This is a genomic window from Rhodococcus (subgen. Prescottella) equi, assembly GCF_003013675.1.
GTDB lineage: Bacteria > Actinomycetota > Actinomycetes > Mycobacteriales > Mycobacteriaceae > Prescottella > Prescottella equi.
In genome coordinates, this window is record NZ_CP027793.1 from 2,169,805 (window position 1) to 2,187,783 (window position 17,979).

General features: G+C 68.6%; 18 protein-coding genes. 14 read left to right on the forward strand and 4 right to left on the reverse strand.

What is annotated here, in order from left to right; translation table 11 throughout:
• Nucleotides 1-76 precede the first annotated feature (76 nt).
• Together C7H75_RS10260 and C7H75_RS10265 are read left to right on the forward strand one after the other, a co-directional pair.
• Nucleotides 77-607: an HD family phosphohydrolase gene (locus C7H75_RS10260; RefSeq protein ID WP_081121992.1), complete on the forward strand. Its 531-nt coding sequence runs from the start codon at nucleotides 77-79 to the stop codon at nucleotides 605-607.
• Nucleotides 604-1,305, forward strand: coding sequence for a GntR family transcriptional regulator (locus C7H75_RS10265; RefSeq protein ID WP_005513868.1), 702 nt, complete (start codon nucleotides 604-606; stop codon nucleotides 1,303-1,305). The genes C7H75_RS10260 and C7H75_RS10265 overlap by 4 nt, the downstream gene beginning before the upstream one ends.
• Here the strand turns inward: C7H75_RS10265 and C7H75_RS10270 are convergent, their stop codons facing one another.
• Complete coding sequence (locus C7H75_RS10270) at nucleotides 1,306-1,563, reverse strand: three-helix bundle dimerization domain-containing protein (protein ID WP_064076754.1); 258 nt, start codon at nucleotides 1,561-1,563, stop codon at nucleotides 1,306-1,308.
• A gap of 173 nt (nucleotides 1,564-1,736) precedes the next feature.
• On the opposite strand from C7H75_RS10270, the gene C7H75_RS10275 reads away from it, so the two are divergent.
• Together C7H75_RS10275 and C7H75_RS10280 are read left to right on the forward strand one after the other, a co-directional pair.
• Entirely contained in the window at nucleotides 1,737-3,434 is a 1,698-nt protein-coding gene (locus C7H75_RS10275; RefSeq protein WP_064076755.1) for a SulP family inorganic anion transporter, read from the forward strand.
• A 9-nt stretch (nucleotides 3,435-3,443) separates the two neighbouring features.
• Entirely contained in the window at nucleotides 3,444-4,760 is a 1,317-nt protein-coding gene (locus C7H75_RS10280; protein WP_106851318.1) for a diacylglycerol/lipid kinase family protein, read from the forward strand.
• A gap of 6 nt (nucleotides 4,761-4,766) precedes the next feature.
• On the opposite strand, the gene C7H75_RS10285 is transcribed toward C7H75_RS10280, so the two are convergent.
• A complete protein-coding gene (locus C7H75_RS10285) occupies nucleotides 4,767-5,096 on the reverse strand; it encodes a hypothetical protein (protein WP_231814016.1) in 330 nt (109 codons plus the stop codon).
• 141 nt (nucleotides 5,097-5,237) lie between these two features.
• Here C7H75_RS10285 and map point away from each other — a divergent pair, with 141 nt between their 5' ends.
• The 10 genes from map (at nucleotide 5,238) to C7H75_RS10335 (ending at nucleotide 15,532) form a co-directional block, all read left to right on the forward strand.
• Nucleotides 5,238-6,095 (forward strand): type I methionyl aminopeptidase, encoded by an 858-nt coding sequence (map, locus tag C7H75_RS10290; protein WP_013415706.1) that lies wholly within the window; start codon nucleotides 5,238-5,240, stop codon nucleotides 6,093-6,095.
• Nucleotides 6,092-7,624 (forward strand): cobyric acid synthase, encoded by a 1,533-nt coding sequence (locus C7H75_RS10295; protein WP_081187823.1) that lies wholly within the window; start codon nucleotides 6,092-6,094, stop codon nucleotides 7,622-7,624. The genes map and C7H75_RS10295 overlap by 4 nt, the downstream gene beginning before the upstream one ends.
• A 76-nt stretch (nucleotides 7,625-7,700) precedes the next feature.
• Entirely contained in the window at nucleotides 7,701-8,966 is a 1,266-nt protein-coding gene (locus C7H75_RS10300; RefSeq protein WP_080559254.1) for a serine hydrolase domain-containing protein, read from the forward strand.
• Between the two features lie 41 nt (nucleotides 8,967-9,007).
• On the forward strand, nucleotides 9,008-9,574 hold the full coding sequence (locus C7H75_RS10305; protein ID WP_013415709.1) for an alpha/beta fold hydrolase: 567 nt from the start codon (nucleotides 9,008-9,010) through the stop codon (nucleotides 9,572-9,574).
• A gap of 43 nt (nucleotides 9,575-9,617) precedes the next feature.
• Complete coding sequence (locus C7H75_RS10310) at nucleotides 9,618-11,102, forward strand: SulP family inorganic anion transporter (RefSeq protein WP_081121996.1); 1,485 nt, start codon at nucleotides 9,618-9,620, stop codon at nucleotides 11,100-11,102.
• 351 nt (nucleotides 11,103-11,453) lie between these two features.
• A complete protein-coding gene (locus C7H75_RS10315; protein ID WP_081121997.1) occupies nucleotides 11,454-12,452 on the forward strand; it encodes an isopenicillin N synthase family dioxygenase in 999 nt (332 codons plus the stop codon).
• Nucleotides 12,453-12,483: 31 nt separating this feature from the next.
• Entirely contained in the window at nucleotides 12,484-13,317 is an 834-nt protein-coding gene (locus tag C7H75_RS10320) for a MetQ/NlpA family ABC transporter substrate-binding protein (protein ID WP_084848550.1), read from the forward strand.
• Entirely contained in the window at nucleotides 13,317-14,336 is a 1,020-nt protein-coding gene (locus C7H75_RS10325; RefSeq protein WP_084848549.1) for a methionine ABC transporter ATP-binding protein, read from the forward strand. The genes C7H75_RS10320 and C7H75_RS10325 overlap by 1 nt, the downstream gene beginning before the upstream one ends.
• A complete protein-coding gene (locus C7H75_RS10330) occupies nucleotides 14,333-15,001 on the forward strand; it encodes a methionine ABC transporter permease (RefSeq protein ID WP_081185280.1) in 669 nt (222 codons plus the stop codon). The genes C7H75_RS10325 and C7H75_RS10330 overlap by 4 nt, the downstream gene beginning before the upstream one ends.
• A gap of 102 nt (nucleotides 15,002-15,103) precedes the next feature.
• Nucleotides 15,104-15,532 carry a hypothetical protein gene (locus C7H75_RS10335; RefSeq protein ID WP_081121998.1) on the forward strand — a complete coding sequence of 143 codons (429 nt, stop codon included), beginning with the start codon at nucleotides 15,104-15,106 and terminating at the stop codon, nucleotides 15,530-15,532.
• On the opposite strand, the gene mtr is transcribed toward C7H75_RS10335, so the two are convergent.
• Nucleotides 15,512-16,888 carry a mycothione reductase gene (mtr, locus tag C7H75_RS10340; protein ID WP_022595333.1) on the reverse strand — a complete coding sequence of 459 codons (1,377 nt, stop codon included), beginning with the start codon at nucleotides 16,886-16,888 and terminating at the stop codon, nucleotides 15,512-15,514. The two genes, C7H75_RS10335 and mtr, sit on opposite strands and share 21 nt — an antisense overlap.
• On the reverse strand, nucleotides 16,885-17,907 hold the full coding sequence (locus tag C7H75_RS10345; RefSeq protein ID WP_064076785.1) for an alpha/beta hydrolase: 1,023 nt from the start codon (nucleotides 17,905-17,907) through the stop codon (nucleotides 16,885-16,887). The genes mtr and C7H75_RS10345 overlap by 4 nt, the downstream gene beginning before the upstream one ends.
• Nucleotides 17,908-17,979: the final 72 nt, after the last annotated feature.

Here is a 17,979-nt window from a genome sequence, read left to right on the forward strand (position 1 = left end):
TAGACCAACTGGGGGACGTCCGGGAAACGCCAGATGAACAATTGGTATAGACCGAAAACTGTGTAGTCTGACGGACGTGAACGACGAACACGCTGTGCTCGAAGAGATTGCTGCGCTGCTCAATTCGCTCCGTGGAGTGTTCGACGGCGAGGAAGTCGACGAGCTCGCCCACGCGCTGCAGTCGGCGAGCCACGCGATCGCGGACGGTGCCGACGACGAACTGGTCCTGGCGAGCGCGCTGCACGATCTCGCCCGCAGCCCGCTGGTCGAAGGGGCCGACGGTGAGCCGCACGACGTCGTCGCGCGGGAGTGGCTCACTCCGCGTTTCGGGCAGCGGGTCGGTTGGCTGGCCGGCGCGCACGTCGCGGCCAAGCGCTTTCTCGTGGCCACCGATGCGGCGTACGCCGAGGGGCTTTCGACGGAATCGGTTGCGACACTGCGACACCAGGGAGGAGCCGGGGTCGACGCGGCCTACGTCTCTCACCCGTGGTGGCCGGACGCCGTCCGGCTGCGACGTTACGACGACCGCGCCAAGGTGCCCGGTGCGCCGACCGTGTCCGTCGACGAGGTCCTCGAGGTGGCGCGGCGCGTGGGAGCCGCGCGATGACCGCCGAGAGCCTGCCCAAGCACTACCTCGTGCGGGCCCACGTCGAGGACCTGCTCGCGGACCTGTCCGAGGGGGATCCGGTGCCCGCCGAGCGGGAGCTCGCGGCGCGCTGCGGCGTCTCCCGGGAGACGGTGCGACAGGCGCTGCACGAGCTGCTGGTGGCGGGGCGGGTGGAGCGCCGCGGACGGGGCACCGTGGTCGCCCGCCCGAAGATGGTGCAACCCCTCTCTCTCGGCTCCTACACCGAGGGGGCGCTCAGCCAGGGGCGGGAACCGGGGCGAATCCTGGTGCGGTGGGAAGAGATCGACGCGCACTCCAAACTCGCGGAGATTCTGCAGATCGGCGTCGGCGACCCGGTGATCCACCTCGAACGCGTGCTGCTGGCGGACGGGGAGCGGATCGGCCTCGAGAGCACCTATCTGCCGCTGTATCGGTTTCCCGATCTGTCCGACACGTTCGATCCCGAGACGTCGCTGTACGCGGCGATCCGGGCACGGGGAATCGAGTTCACCACCGCCACCGAGCGGATCGAGACAGCGCTGCCGACTCCGCGGGAGGCCGGCCTCGTCGAGTCGAGCACCGCGATGCCGATGTTGAAACTGCACCGGGTGTCGCGCGACGCGGACGGAGTACCGATCGAGCGCGTGCGGTCGTTGTACCGCGGCGACCGGATGGCGTTCGTGACGGAATTGCGCTGATCACGAGGGAGATTCGACCACAGCGGCGGCCCATGCGGCCGCGACGTGATCGACGGGGGGAGTGCTCTGTTCGGCGAAGTGCCGGCGGGCCGCCTTCTCGACGAGAAGTGGGATGAATTCGCGAACCCTGCTGTCGACGAAGCGGGCGTGGATGCTGCGGACTACGCGCTCGACCTCGGCAGGAGTGACCGCGGGAGTTCCGACCGCCAGGCGGTCGATGACCCGGTCGATCTGAGCCGCTTCGCCTTCCGCCTCCATTCGACAATCGTCTGTTCAGGGTCGGGCGCGGTCAATCTCGAAACGGCGCCGAATCCGAACCGGTTCGTACCGTCCGGTCCGAGGAGCGCCGATACCGACCGGCACGCGGCGGTCCGCCCGCGGATCTGTCCGAATCCCAGATCCCGCAGCGCATCCGGGACGATAATTCAGGCATGGCCTGGACGGAACTGCTGTGGCGCCTGCCCGGACCGGCGACGGCCCGGGGATACCGCCGCGAGTGGCTGCGCACCGACATCGTGGCCGGATTCGTCCTCACCGCGCTCCTCATCCCCGCGGGTATGGGCTACGCGGAAGCGGCGGGTCTGCCGGCGTACGCGGGCCTGTATGCGACCATCGTGCCGCTCCTCACCTACGCGGTCCTGGGGCCGTCGAAGATTCTCGTCCTCGGTCCGGATTCGTCGCTCGCGCCGCTGATTGCCGCGGCGGTGTTGCCGTTGGCCGCCGTCGGCGACCCGGAGAGCGCACTCGCTCTCGCCGGGGTGCTCGCGGTTCTCGTCGGCGCGATCCTCATCGTCGGGGGCTTCCTCAACCTCGGGTTCGTCACCGAACTGCTGTCGAAGCCGATCCGCGTCGGGTATCTCAATGCGATCGCGCTCATCGTCGTGGTCGGTCAGCTTCCGAAGCTGCTCGGCTTTCCCGTCGACGCGTCCGGACTCATCGACGAGATCGCCCAGATCGGGAAGTCGTTGGCTGCCGGTGACGTCGATGCCGTCGCCGCGGCGGTCGGCGTCGGGTCGCTCGCCGTGATCGTCGCGTTCCGGCTGTGGTGGTCGCGGATCCCCGGTGTCCTCGTCGCGGTCGTGGGCTCGATCGTGCTCTGCGCCGCGATCGGGCTCGACGACCGGATCGGGATGGTGGGCGCGTTGCCGAAGGGGCTGCCGTTGCCGTCGTTCGGCGGCGTCGACTGGGGTGACGTGCTGCAGTTGATCGGCCCGGCCGCCGGCATCGCCCTGATCGCCTTCGCGGACACGGGCGTGCTGTCGCGGACGTTCGCCGCGCGCCGCGGTGAGGATGTGAACGGCAGTACCGAGATGAAGGCGATCGGTGCGGCGAACGTCGCGAGTGGGCTGTTCGGCGGGTTCCCGATCTCCGCCAGCGGATCACGGACACCGGTGGCCGAACAGAGCGGGGCGCACACCCAGCTGGCGGGGGTGGTCGGCGCGCTGGCGGTGCTGGCGTTCGTCCTGGTCGCGCCCGGGGTCACTGCTTACCTGCCCGACGCCACGCTGGCCGCGGTGGTGATCGTCGCCGCGACGGCGCTGATCGATGTGAAGGGCATGGCGCGGCTGTGGCAGATGAGCCGGGTGGAGGCCGGTCTCGCCGGCGCCGCCTTCCTCGGGGTCGCGCTCGTCGGCGTCCTGCAGGGCATCCTGGTGGCAATCGGACTGTCGTTCGTCGCGGTCGTCGTCCGCGCCTGGCAGCCGTACCGGACCGAACTGGTGGAGTTGCCGTCGGAGACGGGCTACCACGACATCGCGCGGCACCCCGACGGGCACCGCATCCCCGGACTGGTCTTGATTCGGTTCGACGCACCGCTGTTCTTCGCCAACGGCGGAATCTTCGACGACTACGTGCGTTCCGTCGTTGCGAAGGAACAGGATCCGGTCGAGTGGGTGGTGATCGCCGCCGAACCCATCACCGGCCTCGACACCACTGCCGTCGACGAACTCGTCGACCTCGACCGCTACCTCGAGGGCAAGGACATCCGGCTGGCGTTCGCCGAGATGAAGGGGCCGATCAAGGACCGCCTCGTCCGGTTCGGTCTCGGGGAACGATTCGATCGCACCCACTTCTATCCGACCATCGACGCCGCGGTGGACGCCTTCCTCCGTCGCGCGGAAACCGGTTAGGAGAACGTCGTGGCGGATGCAACTCACGAGCGCTGGTGGGCACGCGCGGCTTTCGTGGCAGGGATCGGTGCCGGGGGTGTTCCGATCGTGTTCGCCGGGCTGCTGAGCACGCTCGCGGTCCTGCTCGTCGCGGTGGGCGGCGTCGTGGTGACGGTGGCCGCGGCGTACTGGTTTCTCAGCAGTCGCGGTGCCTTACGTGCATTCTCGGCCGGGCTGGCGGTGGTGGCACCGATCGTCGTGCTGGTGCTCTTCGTCCGCGCGGGCCTGTTGTGGGTGGTGCTCCTCACCGCCGCGCTGGTGGCCGCCGCGGTCTTCTGCGCCCACAGGGCGCTCGCCGACAAGGGTGCGACCGGGTCGGGGCCCGAGACCCCCGCGCCGACACCACTGCGTCCCTTCATCGTGATGAACCCCCACTCGGGTGGCGGCAAGGTCGAGAAGTTCGACCTGCGTCGCAAGGCCGAGGCGCTCGGTGCCGAGGTGTACCTGCTCGAGGGCCCGGAACCGGTCGACGTCACCGCGCTGGCTCGTCGGGCGGTGACGCGCGGAGCGGACCTCCTCGGTGTCGCGGGCGGCGACGGCACGCAGGCACTGGTTGCAGCGGTGGCAGCGGAACACGGTGTGCCCTTCTTCGTGATCAGTGCGGGAACGCGCAACCACTTCGCACTCGATCTCGGTTTGGACCGCGACGACCCCGCCGCCTGTCTGGATGCACTGACCGACGGCGTCGAGCTTCGGGTGGACCTCGGGATGATGAACGGTCATCCGTTCGTCAACAACGCCTCGTTCGGTGTGTACGCCGAAGTGGTTCGCAGCCCGGCCTACCGCGACGACAAGACGGGCACCGTTCTGCAGATGCTTCCCGACCTGCTCGGCGCTCACCGGGATTCGGGTCTGACGGCCACGATCGACGGCGTCGCAGTGGAGGGACCGCAGGCGGTGCTGGTGAGCAACGGCCCGTACCGGACGACGGACCTCGCGGGCCTGGGCCGCCGCGAGTGCCTGGACGCCGGTGTCCTCGGCGTGGTGACGGTGTGCGTCAACAGCGCCCGGCAGGCCGTCGGTCTGCTGCAGGGCGGACACGCGCGGGGGCTGACGGTCACCCACGCGACCGAGGTCGTCGTCCACTCCGACCAGGACGAGATCCCCGTCGGGGTCGACGGTGAATCTCTCACGTTCCGCACCCCGGTCCGGTGCACCATCGCGCCTCGGGCGTTGCGGGTGCAGGTGCCGAGGGTGCGGCCGGGCATGCGGCCGGTGAGGCCGACGATCGACCTGAGTCGGCTGTATCGGCTGACCGGGATGCCCGTGCCACTCACCCTGGCGTAGCGGCGACTATCTCCCCACCATCTCGATCGCGAGCCGAATGTAGAGGTTGACTTCCTCGACGAGGTACACCACCGACAGCTCCGCGGTCTCGCGGTGGTCGCTGCGCGTCGTCAATGTGATGCGGGGCGGCTCGGCTGCCGCGTGCAGCGTCAACTCGGCGTTCCTGGCGCCGCTCATGCGGGCGAAGGTGCGCGCCCACTCGGGATGGATGTCACCGTCGAGTTCGACCTCGAGGTGGACGAAGCCGTCCGAGACGGTCGACACGACGTTGCTGACCTTGACCGGAGCCCACCGATGTTCGGCAGCCTGCGACTGCTGGCCCATTTTCACCCTCACTTCTGATCAGGTTGACCGCTCACCATACCGACTTTCCGGATAAGTGCATCCGGACTGGTCGCAGGCTGTTTCGAGACGGGGCACGGCGTCGCTGCGGGGCGGGAGGGAGGCGAACACCGGGACGCGGTTTACGCTGGACCCATGTCTGTTCGCACTGCGCTCGTTCCCGGAACCGTCTCGCCCGTCCTCGATGTCCCCAAGAACATCGAGCGGCCCGAGTACGTGTGGAAGGCGACGGCCCGCGAGGGCAAGGAGCCGTGGGTGCAGACACCCGAGACCATCGAGAAGATGCGGGTGGCGAGCAAGATCGCTGCTCAGGCGCTCCAGGAGGCCGGTAAAGCCGTGGCGCCGGGCGTCACCACCGACGAACTGGACCGCATCGCGCACGAGTACATGTGCGACCACGGCGCCTACCCGTCCACGCTGGGCTACCGGGGCTTTCCGAAGTCGTGCTGCACGTCGCTCAACGAGGTGATCTGCCACGGCATCCCCGACTCGACGGTCATCCAGGACGGCGACATCGTCAACATCGACGTCACCGCCTACATCGACGGCGTGCACGGCGACACCAACGCGACGTTCCTCGCCGGCGACGTCTCGGAGGAGAACCGCCTGCTGGTCGAGCGCACCCATGAGGCGACGATGCGCGCCATCAAGGCCGTCAAGCCGGGCCGCGAACTCAACGTGATCGGCCGCGTCATCGAGTCGTACGCCAACCGCTTCGGGTACGGCGTGGTCCGCGACTTCACCGGCCACGGCATCGGCGAGACCTTCCACAACGGCCTGGTGATCCTGCATTACGACCAGCCGAACGTCGACACGATCATCGAGCCCGGCATGGTGTTCACGATCGAGCCGATGATCAACCTGGGCACCGTCGACTACGACATCTGGGAGGACGGCTGGACCGTCGTCACCAAGGACCGCAAGTGGACCGCCCAGTTCGAGCACACCATCGTCGTCACCGACGAGGGCAACGAGATCCTCACCCTGCCGTGACTACGGCGCTCAGTGGCGCACTCCTGGTTGCCGGCACGACGTCCGACGCCGGCAAGAGCGTCCTCGTCGCCGGGCTCTGCCGGATGCTGGCGCGACGCGGGGTGCGGGTGGCGCCGTTCAAGGCGCAGAACATGTCGAACAACTCCGTCGTCACGCTCGACGGTGGGGAGATCGGCCGCGCGCAGGCGCTGCAGGCGCGAGCCTGCGGCCTCGAACCCAGCGTGCGGTTCAACCCGGTGCTGCTCAAGCCGGGCGGTGACCGGACGTCGCAGCTGGTGGTCCGCGGCAAGGCGGTCACCACCGTCGGTGCGCGCGACTACATCGAGCACCGGGAGTGGCTGCGCGACATCGTCGCCGACGAGCTCGCGTCGCTGCGCGACGAGTTCGACGTCGTGATCTGCGAGGGCGCCGGTTCGCCCGCCGAGATCAACCTGCGGGCCACGGACCTGGCGAACATGGGGCTGGCGCAGGCCGCGCAGCTGCCGGTGATCGTGGTCGGCGACATCGACCGCGGGGGAGTGCTGGCGCACCTGTTCGGCACCGTCGCGGTGCTCTCACCCGAGGACCAGGCGCTGATCGCCGGATTCGTGATCAACAAGTTCCGCGGCGACGTGAGCCTGCTCGCGCCCGGCCTCGAGCAGCTGCGCGCGCTCACCGGGCGGCCCACGCTCGGCGTGATCCCGTTCGCCGAGGAGCTCTGGCTCGACGCCGAGGACTCGCTCGGCGTGGTCGGCGACGCCCCCGTCGGACGGCCCGCGCCGCCGATCGGCGGCGAGTGGCTCCGTGTCGCGGCGATCCGGCTGCCCCGCATCTCGAACTCCACCGACGTCGAGGCACTCGCCTGCGAGCCGGGCGTCTCGGTGCACTGGGTGAGCGAGCCGTCGCGGCTGGCCGACGCCGACCTCGTCGTTGTGCCGGGCAGCAAGTCCACCGTCACCGATCTGGAGTGGTTGCGGCGCAGCGGAATCGGTGACGCGCTGATCCGTCGCGCACAGGCAGGTGGCGCGATTCTCGGCATCTGCGGTGGCTACCAGATGCTGGGCACGGTGATCGACGACGACGTCGAATCCGGCGCCGGTTCGGTGGACGGGCTCGGGCTGCTGGACCTCGAGATTGCGTTCGCGCCCGACAAGGTGCTCGCGCAGGTTCAGGGCGATGCGGACGGAATCCCCCTGCGCGGCTACGAGATCCATCACGGCCGGGTGCGCCGCAACGGCGACGCCCCGTTGCTGAGCTACGCGGACGGCGGCAAGGAGGGCAGTGTGCGCGGCAGTGTGCGCGGCACCCACTGGCACGGGATCCTCGAGAACGACGAGTACCGGCGACGGCTGCTCACCGAGGTGGCGGAAACGGCCGGACGGGCGGGTTTCGCCGTGGCACCGGACACCGACGTCACGCAGGTCCGGGAGGCGCAGCTGGATCTGCTTGCGGACCTCGTCGAACAGCATCTCGATGTCGACGCCGTCCTCGCGACGGTCGACGGCGGGGCCGCGATGCGGTTGCCGACGATCGTCTCGCGCGTCACCTGACCGGAACACCCCGCACCGAGCGCCCGCCCCGCCTAGGCTTCGTAGCCGACGACTGCCGCCCACCGGAGGAGACGACGTGCGTACTGCTTTGGGGAGATCTACGACGATCCGATTGATCGGCGGAGCAGCGGTGGCTGCGCTGGTGCTCTCCGGGTGCTCGTCGAACGAGTCGGACAGCGACACCGGGTCGTCGAGCGTCGCGGCGTCGACCACCACGACCAGTGCTGCCTCGTCGACGGTGGCGCTGCAGAAGATCGACCTCGCGACGCTCGACGGCATCGTCAAGGGTGTCGCGGAGAACCTGCAGATCCCGGGCGCCGTAGCGATCCTCAAGACCCCCGACGGCGACCTGACGGTCAAGTACGGGACGGGCACTCGGGACCGCAGCGACGCCGTCGATCCGGCCGAGCACGTCCGAATCGGTTCCAACACCAAGACCATGACCGGCACCGTGATCCTGCAGTTGGTGCAGGAGGGCAAGATCAAGCTCGACGATCCGGTGTCGAAGTTCCGCCCGGACGTTCCCAACGGCGACAACATCACCATCGAGCAGCTTCTCGACATGCGCAGCGGCCTGTTCAACTACACCGAGACCGCCGAACTGAACGAGACGCTCGACAACGATCCGCAGAAGCAGTGGAAGCCCGAGGACCTGCTGGCGCTCGGCTTCGCGAATCCCCCGTACTTCCCGCCGGGGCAGGGCTATCACTACTCGAACACCAACATCGTGTTGCTGGGACTCATCGCGGAGAGCCTCGACGGGAAGCCGTTGCCGCAGATCTTCCAGTCGCGGCTCTTCGGTCCGCTCGGGCTGACGGGGACGTCGTTCCCGGACACCGCCGACAACACGATTCCGGCGCCCTACTCGCACGGCTACGTCTTCGGGACCAACATGGACACGCTGACCGATCCGGCGCTGCCCGAACAGATGCAGACCGCCGCCGAGGACGGCACACTGCAGCCCAACGACGTCACCAACGTGAACCCCTCGTGGGCGTGGGCGGCCGGCGCGGGCATCTCCACCGCGAACGATCTCGTCACCTGGGTGCAGGCGCTGGTCGGCGGCAAGTTGCTCGGCGCCGACCTGCAGGCTCAGCGCCTCGCAAGCGTGCAGCCGACGAGTCCGGACAGTGGTTCGGCCGAATACGGTTGGGGCATAGCGAAGATGGGGCCGATGTTCGGTCACACCGGGGAGCTGCCGGGATTCAACTCGTTCATGGGGCACGATCCCGTCAACAAGGTGACACTGGTGGTGTGGGCCAACCTCGCGCCGGCCGCGAACGGACAGGACCCGGCGACCACCATGGCCAAGGAGATCATCGGCAAGGTCTATCCCGCCTAGGTGTCCGATTCCGTGACGTGGATCGCGTACCGTTTTCGTTCATGGAGTCGACGAACGTTGCCGTGGGAAGTGGGACCGTGACGGTCCGAATCGGGGGACCGGAAAGCCGGCATACGGTGCTTCTACTGCCCGACGCGGGTGCCCCTGCCGATGTCTTCGACGCCGTCTGCGCTCGCCTGCACGATTCGGACCTGCGGACCGTGGTGCCCGAGACCGTCGACGGGCTCGACGAGCCGTCGGTGATCGCGATGCTCGACGAACTCAAGCTGCCGTGGGTGAACCTCGTGGGCGCCGGCGCGGGGGCGGAAATCGCCTGGCAGCTCGCCGCCAAGACGTTCGGCCGGTTCGCGAGTCTCATCGTCGCCGACCGCGGGCACCCGGCCGTGCCCGGCGTGGACGGGGCCGTGCTCGACGCCGCATGCCCCGCCGTCGAGTTGCCCACCACCGTCGTCGTCGGCACCTCCCTCGGACGTCCGAGCGCCGACGCCAGCGGACGGTACGCGTACTCGGAGTTCCGGATCGTCCAACTCGACGGCGTCGACGACATTCCCACGAAGGCTCCCGCCGAACTGGCGACGGAGATCGTGCTGCGCACCGGCTCCTGGTAGCGGTGATTACGGCCCCGGTGCGGGCGGTCCCTAGACTCTCCCGGTGCACGACACCATCTCCACTCCGGCCGACGCGACATCCGTCCGGGCCGCGCTGCGTTCCCCTCGACGACTGACCACGGAGACGCTCGCCGGCCTCGTGACCGCGCTCGCGCTCATTCCCGAGGTGATCTCGTTCGCCGTCATCGCGGGTGTCGACCCCAGAGTGGCGCTGTACACCTCGTGCATCATGGCGATGACGATCGCGTTCGTCGGCGGGCGGCCGGCGATGGTGTCGGCCGCGGCCGGGGCGACCGCGCTGGTGGTGGCGCCGTTGGTCGCGTCGCACGGTATCGACTACCTGATCGCCGCGGTGTGGCTGGCCGGTGTGCTGCAGATCCTGTTCGCGGTTGCGGGTCTGGCGCGTCTGGTGCGTTTCATTCCGCGCTCGGTGATGATCGGGTTCGTCAACGCCCTCGCGATCCTCATCTTCAGTGCCCAGCTGCGGCACCTGTTCGACGTCCCGTGGCTGGTGTATCCGCTCGTGGCGGCCGGACTCGCGATGATCGTGCTGCTGCCTCGGCTGACGAAAGCTGTTCCGGCGCCGCTGATCGCGATCGTGGTCCTGACCGGTGCGGTCGCGTTGTTCCGGCTCGACGTGCCCGACGTCGCCGACCAGGGCGAGCTACCGTCCGGCCTGCCCACGTGGATGATCCCGGACGTTCCGCTCACGTGGGACACGCTGACGATCATCGCGCCGTTCGCTCTGGGCCTGGCACTGGTCGGTCTACTCGAATCGCTGCTCACCGCCAAACTGGTCGACGACATCACCGACACCCCGTCCGACAAGACTCGCGAGGCATGGGGCCAGGGTGTCGCCAATACCGCAGGCGCGCTGTTCGGCGGTATGGGTGGCTGCGCCATGATCGGTCAGACCATGATCAACGTGAAGGAAGGCCGGGCCCGCACCCGGATCTCCACCTTCCTCGCCGGCGCCTTCCTGCTCGTGCTGTGCGTGACTGCCGGCGGCGTCGTCGGGGCGATCCCGATGGCGGCACTGGTCGCGGTGATGCTGGTGATCGCGGTGACGACGTTCGACTGGCGCAGCGTCGCGCCGCGGACCCTGCGCCTGATGCCGCGCAGCGAGACCCTGGTCATGCTCGTCACCGTCGTCGGCACGCTGGCGACCCACAACCTCGCCGTCGGCGTCGTCCTCGGCGTGCTGACCGCGATGGTCGCGTTCGCGCGCCGTGTCGCCCATCTGACGCGGGTCGATGTCTCCGACCGGGCGGGGGAGCGCACCTACCGCGTCACCGGCGAGCTGTTCTGGGCGTCGAGCAACGATCTGGTGCACCGATTCGACTACGCGGGAGACCCGGACTCGGTGGTGATCGATCTGGCGGGCGCCGACGTGTGGGACGCCTCCACCGTCGCGACCCTCGACACGGTGCAGGCCAAGTACACGGCCCGGGGCAAGAGTGTGCGCATCGTCGGCCTCGACGGGGCGAGCCTGCGCCGTCTCGAGCAGCTTTCCGGCCGCCTCGGCTGAGGGACGGAACGACCGCTCGTCTCACGGATGTCGCCGTTCGTCGTCGTGCGTATACGTTCGATTTGAAGTCCGCCCGTGGGTGGGGCTAGCCTCAAGCACCGGCATGTCGGCTTCGACGTGCCGACCACGATCTCGTCCGGGAAGGACTCCGATGCGCGGCCCTGCAGCAACTGTCGCCTCCACGCGAATGCGTGGCGGGTGTTGTTGCATGCGTCAGCGCTGAGACGAGACAACTTGCGCGACGGCACATTTCGTACCGTCCCGCCTTCCCGCGCACTGTCCTCCCACCGGGCACCCACTCGTCGCAGCGCCACCTTCGAATCAGGTGCCCGTGGGGAAAGGACCAGTTCCATGCCCGCACAGTCGCTCCCGATCATCGATCTGGAGAACCTCGACATCGACGCCCTGCGCAAGGTCACACACGAGATCGGCTTTTTCTATCTGACCGGACACGGCATCGATCAGCAGCTCACCGACGACCTGATCGCCGCGGCCCGCGAGTTCTTCGCCCTGCCCGAGGCCGACAAACTCGAGATCGAGAACAGCAAATCGCCGCACTTTCGCGGCTACACCCGAGTCGGCGGAGAGCGCACCCAGGGCTACGTCGACTGGCGCGAGCAGCTCGACATCGGACCCGAACGCGACGCCGTCGACCCGATCGACCCGACCCGCCCGTGGGAGGTGCTGCACGGCCCCAACCTGTGGCCCACCGCCGTCCCGCGCCTGCGTGAGCTCGCGCTCGCGTGGTCGAGCCAGGCGCAGGACGCCGGCCTGCGTCTGATCCGCGGCTGGGCGCAGTCGCTCGGCGCTCCGGCCGACTTCTTCGACATCGCCTTCGCCGATGCGGATCCGCTCCTGAAGATCGCGCGTTACCCGGGACACGACGGGTCGGTCACCGGCCAGGGGGTGGGGAGCCACAAGGACGTCGGCGCGCTGACCCTGCTGTACCCGGAGCCCGACAGCACCGGTTTTCAGGTGGAAACAGAGAGTGGGTGGTTGGACGTCGAGCCGATCCCCGGGCATCTGCTCGTCAACATCGGAGAGCTGCTCGAAGTCGCCACCGGCGGCTACCTCAAGGCCACCGTGCACCGGGTGCTGCCCCCGCCGGCCGGTAGGGACCGGGTGTCGCTGCCCTTCTTCCTCAACCCGGGCTACGACCATGCGCTGCCCACCGTCGCGCTCGCCCCCGAGCTCGCGGCCGAGGCGTCGGGCGTCGGCCCGGACCAGCACGGCGGCACCCTGCACGCCCGTTACGGCCTCAACGCCCTCAAGTCGCGTCTGCGCGCGCACCCCAACGTCACCGAGCGGTACCACCGCGACCTACTCGACCTGCCGGCCCTGCACGGCTGACCGTCTCCTCGATCTCGAAAGGTAGTTCTCAATGTTCTTGCGCCGTACCGCTGTCCTCTCCGCAGCCGCCCTCCTCACGGCGGGCCTGGCGGCCTGCTCGTCGGGCGGTGACAGCGAGACGCTGGTGATCTCCGCCTCCAGCACTCCGCACGTGGAGATCCTCGAGCACATCGCCGACTCCGGAGTTCTCGGTGACGTCAAACTCGACATCAAGCCGGTCACCGGCGAGATCGACCCCAACGAGCTGCTCGTCGCCGGCGACGTGCAGGCCAACTACTTCCAGCACGCCCCCTACCTGGCCGACTGGCAGAAGCAGAAGGGTGTGACCGACCTCGTCTCCGTCGCCGACGTGCACCTCGAGCCGATGGGCCTGTACTCGGAGAAGATCACCGCCGTCGACCAGCTCGCCGACGGCTCCACCATCGCGCTGCCGAAGGACACCACCAACTTCGCGCGCGGCCTCTACCTGCTCGAGTCGGCCGGCCTCATCCAGATGGACAAGCCGTTCGCCGAGGCCGACCTGTCCGTCGTCACGCAGGCGAACATCAAGGGCAACCCGAAGAACCTGAAGTTCGTCGAGATCGAGCGCTCGCAGCTCGCCCGCAACCTCGGCGACCCGCAGATCACCGCCGCCGTCATCAACTCCAACTACGCGATCGAGGCCGGCCTGACCCCGGCGGACGACGCGCTGTTGTCGGAGAAGGTCGAGAACAACCCGTTCGCGAACCTGCTCGTCGTCCGTGCCGCCGACCAGGACGACGCCGGTGTGAAGGCGCTCGCCGAGGCCCTCGAGTCGCCCGAGACCGCAACCTGGATCCGAGAGAACTACTCCGGTTCCGTCGTTCCCGTCCACGCGGCGAGCTGATGATCACGGTCGAGAACCTGGTCAAGACCTTCCCCGCCGCCGGTGGCGCGGGGGAGGTCACCGCCCTGCGCGGTGTCGATCTCGAGATCGCCGAGGGCGAGATCTTCGGCATCGTCGGGCCGTCCGGCGCGGGCAAGTCCACGCTGCTGCGGTGCCTGAACCTTCTGGAGCAGCCCACCAGCGGACGGATCGTGCTCCGCGGTGACGACCTGTCGCAGCTCTCCGGCGGCGGTCTGCGTCAGGCACGCCGCCGTATCGGCACCGTGTTCCAGCAGTTCAACCTGCTGCACTCGCGGACCGTGCGGGCCAACGTCGAGTTCCCGCTCGAGCTGTCGGGGATGGACCGCAAGACGCGTCGTGCGCGCGCCGACGAGCTGATCGAACTCGTCGGGCTCGGCGGCAAGGAGAAGGCCTACCCGTCGCAGCTGTCCGGCGGGCAGCAGCAGCGCGTCGGCATCGCCCGTGCGCTGGCGTCGAACCCGGACGTCCTGCTGTGCGACGAGGCGACCAGCGCTCTCGACCCCGACACCACCGACCAGGTTCTCGACCTGCTGGTCGAACTCAACCGCTCGATCGGTGTCACCGTCGTGCTCATCACCCACGAACTCGGTGTGCTGCGCCGCATCTGCACGTCCGCGGCCCGGCTGGATGACGGCCGGATCGCCGAGACCGGACGGATCCTCGACCTCGTCGGCACCCCCGGTTCGGCCCTGGGTGCGGCGATCGTCCCGGTCGGTGACGACCCGTCCGCGGGAGACGACGCGGACAGCGCGCTCGTCACCACGATCGGTGACGAGGCGCACGGGCCGTGGCTCGCCCAACTGGTCCGCAAGCTCGACGTCGACATCTCGGTCGTCGGCGGCCGGGTGGAGCAGGTCGCGGGTGTCACCGTCGGACGTCTGCGCCTGAAGTTCGGATCAGACGCGCCGCGTGGGGACATCGAGGCCTTCGTCGAGGCGCAGCCCGGCACCACGCTCTCCTGGGGTCCCGAGTCCCGCATCGAAGGACGAATCGCATGAACAAGTTGTCCTGGTACGACTCGCTGCCCGAGGTATGGGAGGCCACGCAGGAGACCCTGTACATGGTGGGTATCTCGTTCGTGCTCACCCTGATCGGTGGCGTCCTGCTCGGCGTCGTGCTGCACGTGACGTCCCCGAGCGGGCTGTGGCCGCAGCGGGCTGTGAACGCAATGCTCGGCGGGATCGTCAATGTCTTCCGGTCGTTGCCGTTCCTGATCCTGATGATCGCGCTGATCGGGGTGACCCGGCTGATCGTCGGCACCGCGATCGGCCCGACCGCGGCCATCGTGCCGCTGACGATCGGCGCGATCCCGTTCTACGCCCGCGTCGTCGAGTCCGCACTGCGTGAAGTCCCCGTCGGCCGGGTCGAGGCCGCGCAGGCGATGGGCGCGAGCAACGGGCAGATCGTGCGGAAAGTGCTCCTGCCGGAGTCGGTTTCGGCCCTGATCGCGGGCGCGACGCTCACGGTCGTGCTGCTGGTCGGCTATTCCGCGATGGCCGGCGTCATCGGCGGCGGCGGACTGGGCGACTTCGCGATCGTGTACGGATACCAACGATTCAACACGCCGGTCCTGCTGGTCGCCGTCGTCGTACTCATCGTGCTGGTGCAGGTCATGCAGTCCATCGGCGACGGAATCGTCCGGGCGCTGCGGCACCGCAAGTAGCCGCTCGATCCTTCAGCATCGGCTGTTCGGTGTGTCGGGATCGGTCGGTGGCGGCACCCTCGTAGCGTCGACGCCGTCGACGCCGTCGATAGGGGAGTGGGCATGCTGAATGCGGTTCGGGCGGGGTGGTTTCTGCTCGCGTGGGTCTGCGCCGGGCTGGCGGTCCAGGCCGCGACCGATCCGATGATGGCGATCACCGCTTGCGAGCTGGGTTATCCGGATGACGGGATCATGCCGGGCGCCGAATGCGAGCGGTCGATCGCCGGCACGTACGGGCCGTCGATCGTTGTGGCGCTCGGAGTCCCGGCGCTGTTGTGTCTGCTCCCCGCGGCGGTCTTTCGCCGCTGGGTCGGGGTGCTGGTCGCCGCGGTTCTGGTCGTCGGTTCGTTCGGTGCGTACTTCCAGTCGGCGCCGACCTTCGCATTCCTCTACTTCGTTCCGGCCGCCGTGCTCGCGCTGCTCCTCGCGGGGTGGCACGCCTGGCTGCCCGATCGGCGGACCCGGGTCGGCTCAGATGTCCAGCCCGAGTAGCGCGTTCTCGACCACCTCGGGCAGCGCCGGGTGGATCCAGTACTGGCCGGTGGCCATGTCCTGCGCCGACAGCCCGAAGCTCAGCGCCTGGATCAGTGGCTGGATCACCGTGGGTGCCTGAGCGCCGATGACGTGTGCGCCGAGGAGGCGTCCGGTGCCCCGCTCGGCGATCACCTTGCAGAAGCCCTCGTCGTCCTCCATCGCCCAGCCGTATGCGACGTCGCAGTAGTTCTGCAGCTTGACGGTGATGTCGAGACCGGCCTCCCGGGCCTGTTCCTCGGTCATCCCGACGTCCGCGATCTGCGGGTCGGTGAACACCGCGGCGGGCACGAACCGGTGATCGGTGCGGCGCAGGTGTGCTGTGGAAGCCCAGGCGTCGTGCAGGAGGTTGTGCTGGACGACCCGCATCTCGTGGTTCGCGACGTGCTTGAGCTGGTACGGCGACGACACGTCACCGAGCGCGAACACCCCTTCCGCCGTGGTGCGCTGGTACTCGTCGACGATCACCCGTCCCGCCTCGTCGACGGCGACGCCACCGAGCGCCGCGTCGAGTCGGTCCCCGTTGGGGATGCGGCCCACGGCGACGAGCAGCTCGTCACCGGAGACGACGGTGCCGTCGGCCAGTTCGAGCTCGATACCGTTGCCCGCCGGGCGCGCGGCCACCATCGGATTTCCCAGGTGCACGTCCCACTTGCGTTGCGCGAGTTCGGTGAACCACGTGGAGACGTCCTTGTCGAGGTGGCGCAGCAGCCGGTCGCTGCGGCCGACGATCGACACCTGCACGCCCAGCGCCGAGAAGACGTGCGCGAATTCCGCTGCGATGAAACCGGATCCGAGGATCACCAGGCGCTCGGGCAATTCCGGCAGGCGCATGATGTCGTCGTTGGTGTGATAGCGGACGCCGCCCTCGAGGACCTCGTTCGGGATGGAGGGACGCGAGCCGGCGGCGATCACGACCTGGTCCGCGGTGATGACCTCACCGGTCCCGGTGTCGATGCTGCGCGGTCCGACGAAGCGTGCGTGCCCGCGGAACACCGTGACGTTGTCGCAGTCCTCGGTGCGATAGCGCTCGCCGCCGGCCGAGATCGGATCGATCCGGCCGAACACCCGCTTGACGATGTCGGACCAGCGGACGTCGTCGAGCGTGGCGTCGATACCGAGCTTGGAGGACGCGGTGATCGTGCGCGCCACTTCCGCGGCGTAGACGAACATCTTGGTCGGGATGCACCCCACATTGAGGCACGTACCGCCGAAGGTGCTCTCTTCGAGGATCGCGACCTTCTTGCCGTCGTAGCGTTCGTCGAGGATCGAGTTGCCGGACCCGGTGCCGATGATCGCGAGGTCGAAGTGGTTCACGCAGAAGCTCCCGTTTCTCGGTCGGCAGTGAGATGGTGTGCGTCGAGCCAGGCCAGCCACAGGTCGACCTCGTGGAACGCGTCGGCGAGGGGCTTCTCGGTGGACAGGAAGACGTCGTGGCGGGCACCGTCGATCGGCACGATCGTGGTGCGATCGCCGAGGCAGCCCGCCCACTTGGCGATCTGTTCGACGTCGAGCACCGCGTCGGCGGCATCGACGGTGGGGTTGTAGCGCGAGGCGAAGACGGTCCGTTTCGACCGCAGGATCAGCGACGGCACGCCGATGTCGAGCCCGTGGTGCAGTTGAGCGTGGCCGCGTCGGATCGCGCGGAGCCACCCGAACCGCACCGGGAACCCGGTGAGCGGCTTCCAGTCGAGGTTGTACTCCCATGCCCCGTTGGAGCCGACGTGCAGGCTCGCTCCGTAGGTGTCGAGCTTCTGGCCGGGGAGGGGAGTCTTGCTCGACACCCGGCCGAGCGCGTCGATCGCCGCCGACGTGCCGGCCGTGCGCAGCAGCGCCGGTCCCTGCAGGTCGAACCACGGGCTGTTGAGGATGAGTCCCGCCACACCCGCGCCCGCCGATCCGCCGGGCCGGCGCTCGAGCCGGTCGAGCCACAGCGGCAGGATCAGACCGCCCGTCGAGTGCGCGACGAGGAGTACCTGTCCGCCGCCGATCTGTTCCCGGACCAGGCGCAGTGCCTCGTCGAGTTCCGCGTCGTAGAACTTCAGGTCCGTCACGAAGTGCGGGGTCTGACCCGGACGCCGGGAGCGGCCGCATTTGCGCAGGTCGAGGGCGAAGAAGGAGTAGCCCTGCTCGGCGAAATGCTCGGCGACGTGCTGCTGGAAGAAGTAGTCGGTGAACCCGTGGACGTACAGCACCGCGCGGTTCCCCGTCAGGTCCCCGGGCTGGTAGCGGACCAGCGTGGCCTCGACGTCGCCCTCCCCGTCCGGATCGGGACCCAGAGGGATCGTCAGCTGCTGGTAGCCGTCGCCGAGGACGTCGGGAGCCCAAGTAGTCACGATCACACTCTATTGGGCGAACGAAGTCGTTTGCGAGGGGCACAATTGGGGAAGGTGACGCACAGGTAACCT

What these genes read in the sequence shown, in the direction of transcription:
- map (WP_013415706.1), top strand. Translation starts at nt 5,238, where the DNA reads ATGTCTGTTCGCACTGCGCTCGTTCCCGGAACCGTCTCGCCCGTCCTC.
- C7H75_RS10315 (WP_081121997.1), top strand. Translation starts at nt 11,454, where the DNA reads ATGCCCGCACAGTCGCTCCCGATCATCGATCTGGAGAACCTCGACATC.
- C7H75_RS10320 (WP_084848550.1), top strand. Translation starts at nt 12,484, where the DNA reads ATGTTCTTGCGCCGTACCGCTGTCCTCTCCGCAGCCGCCCTCCTCACG.
- C7H75_RS10330 (WP_081185280.1), top strand. Translation starts at nt 14,333, where the DNA reads ATGAACAAGTTGTCCTGGTACGACTCGCTGCCCGAGGTATGGGAGGCC.
- C7H75_RS10305 (WP_013415709.1), top strand. Translation starts at nt 9,008, where the DNA reads ATGGAGTCGACGAACGTTGCCGTGGGAAGTGGGACCGTGACGGTCCGA.
- C7H75_RS10325 (WP_084848549.1), top strand. Translation starts at nt 13,317, where the DNA reads ATGATCACGGTCGAGAACCTGGTCAAGACCTTCCCCGCCGCCGGTGGC.
- C7H75_RS10275 (WP_064076755.1), top strand. Translation starts at nt 1,737, where the DNA reads ATGGCCTGGACGGAACTGCTGTGGCGCCTGCCCGGACCGGCGACGGCC.
- C7H75_RS10335 (WP_081121998.1), top strand. Translation starts at nt 15,104, where the DNA reads ATGCTGAATGCGGTTCGGGCGGGGTGGTTTCTGCTCGCGTGGGTCTGC.
- C7H75_RS10265 (WP_005513868.1), top strand. Translation starts at nt 604, where the DNA reads ATGACCGCCGAGAGCCTGCCCAAGCACTACCTCGTGCGGGCCCACGTC.
- C7H75_RS10270 (WP_064076754.1), bottom strand. Translation starts at nt 1,563, where the DNA reads ATGGAGGCGGAAGGCGAAGCGGCTCAGATCGACCGGGTCATCGACCGC.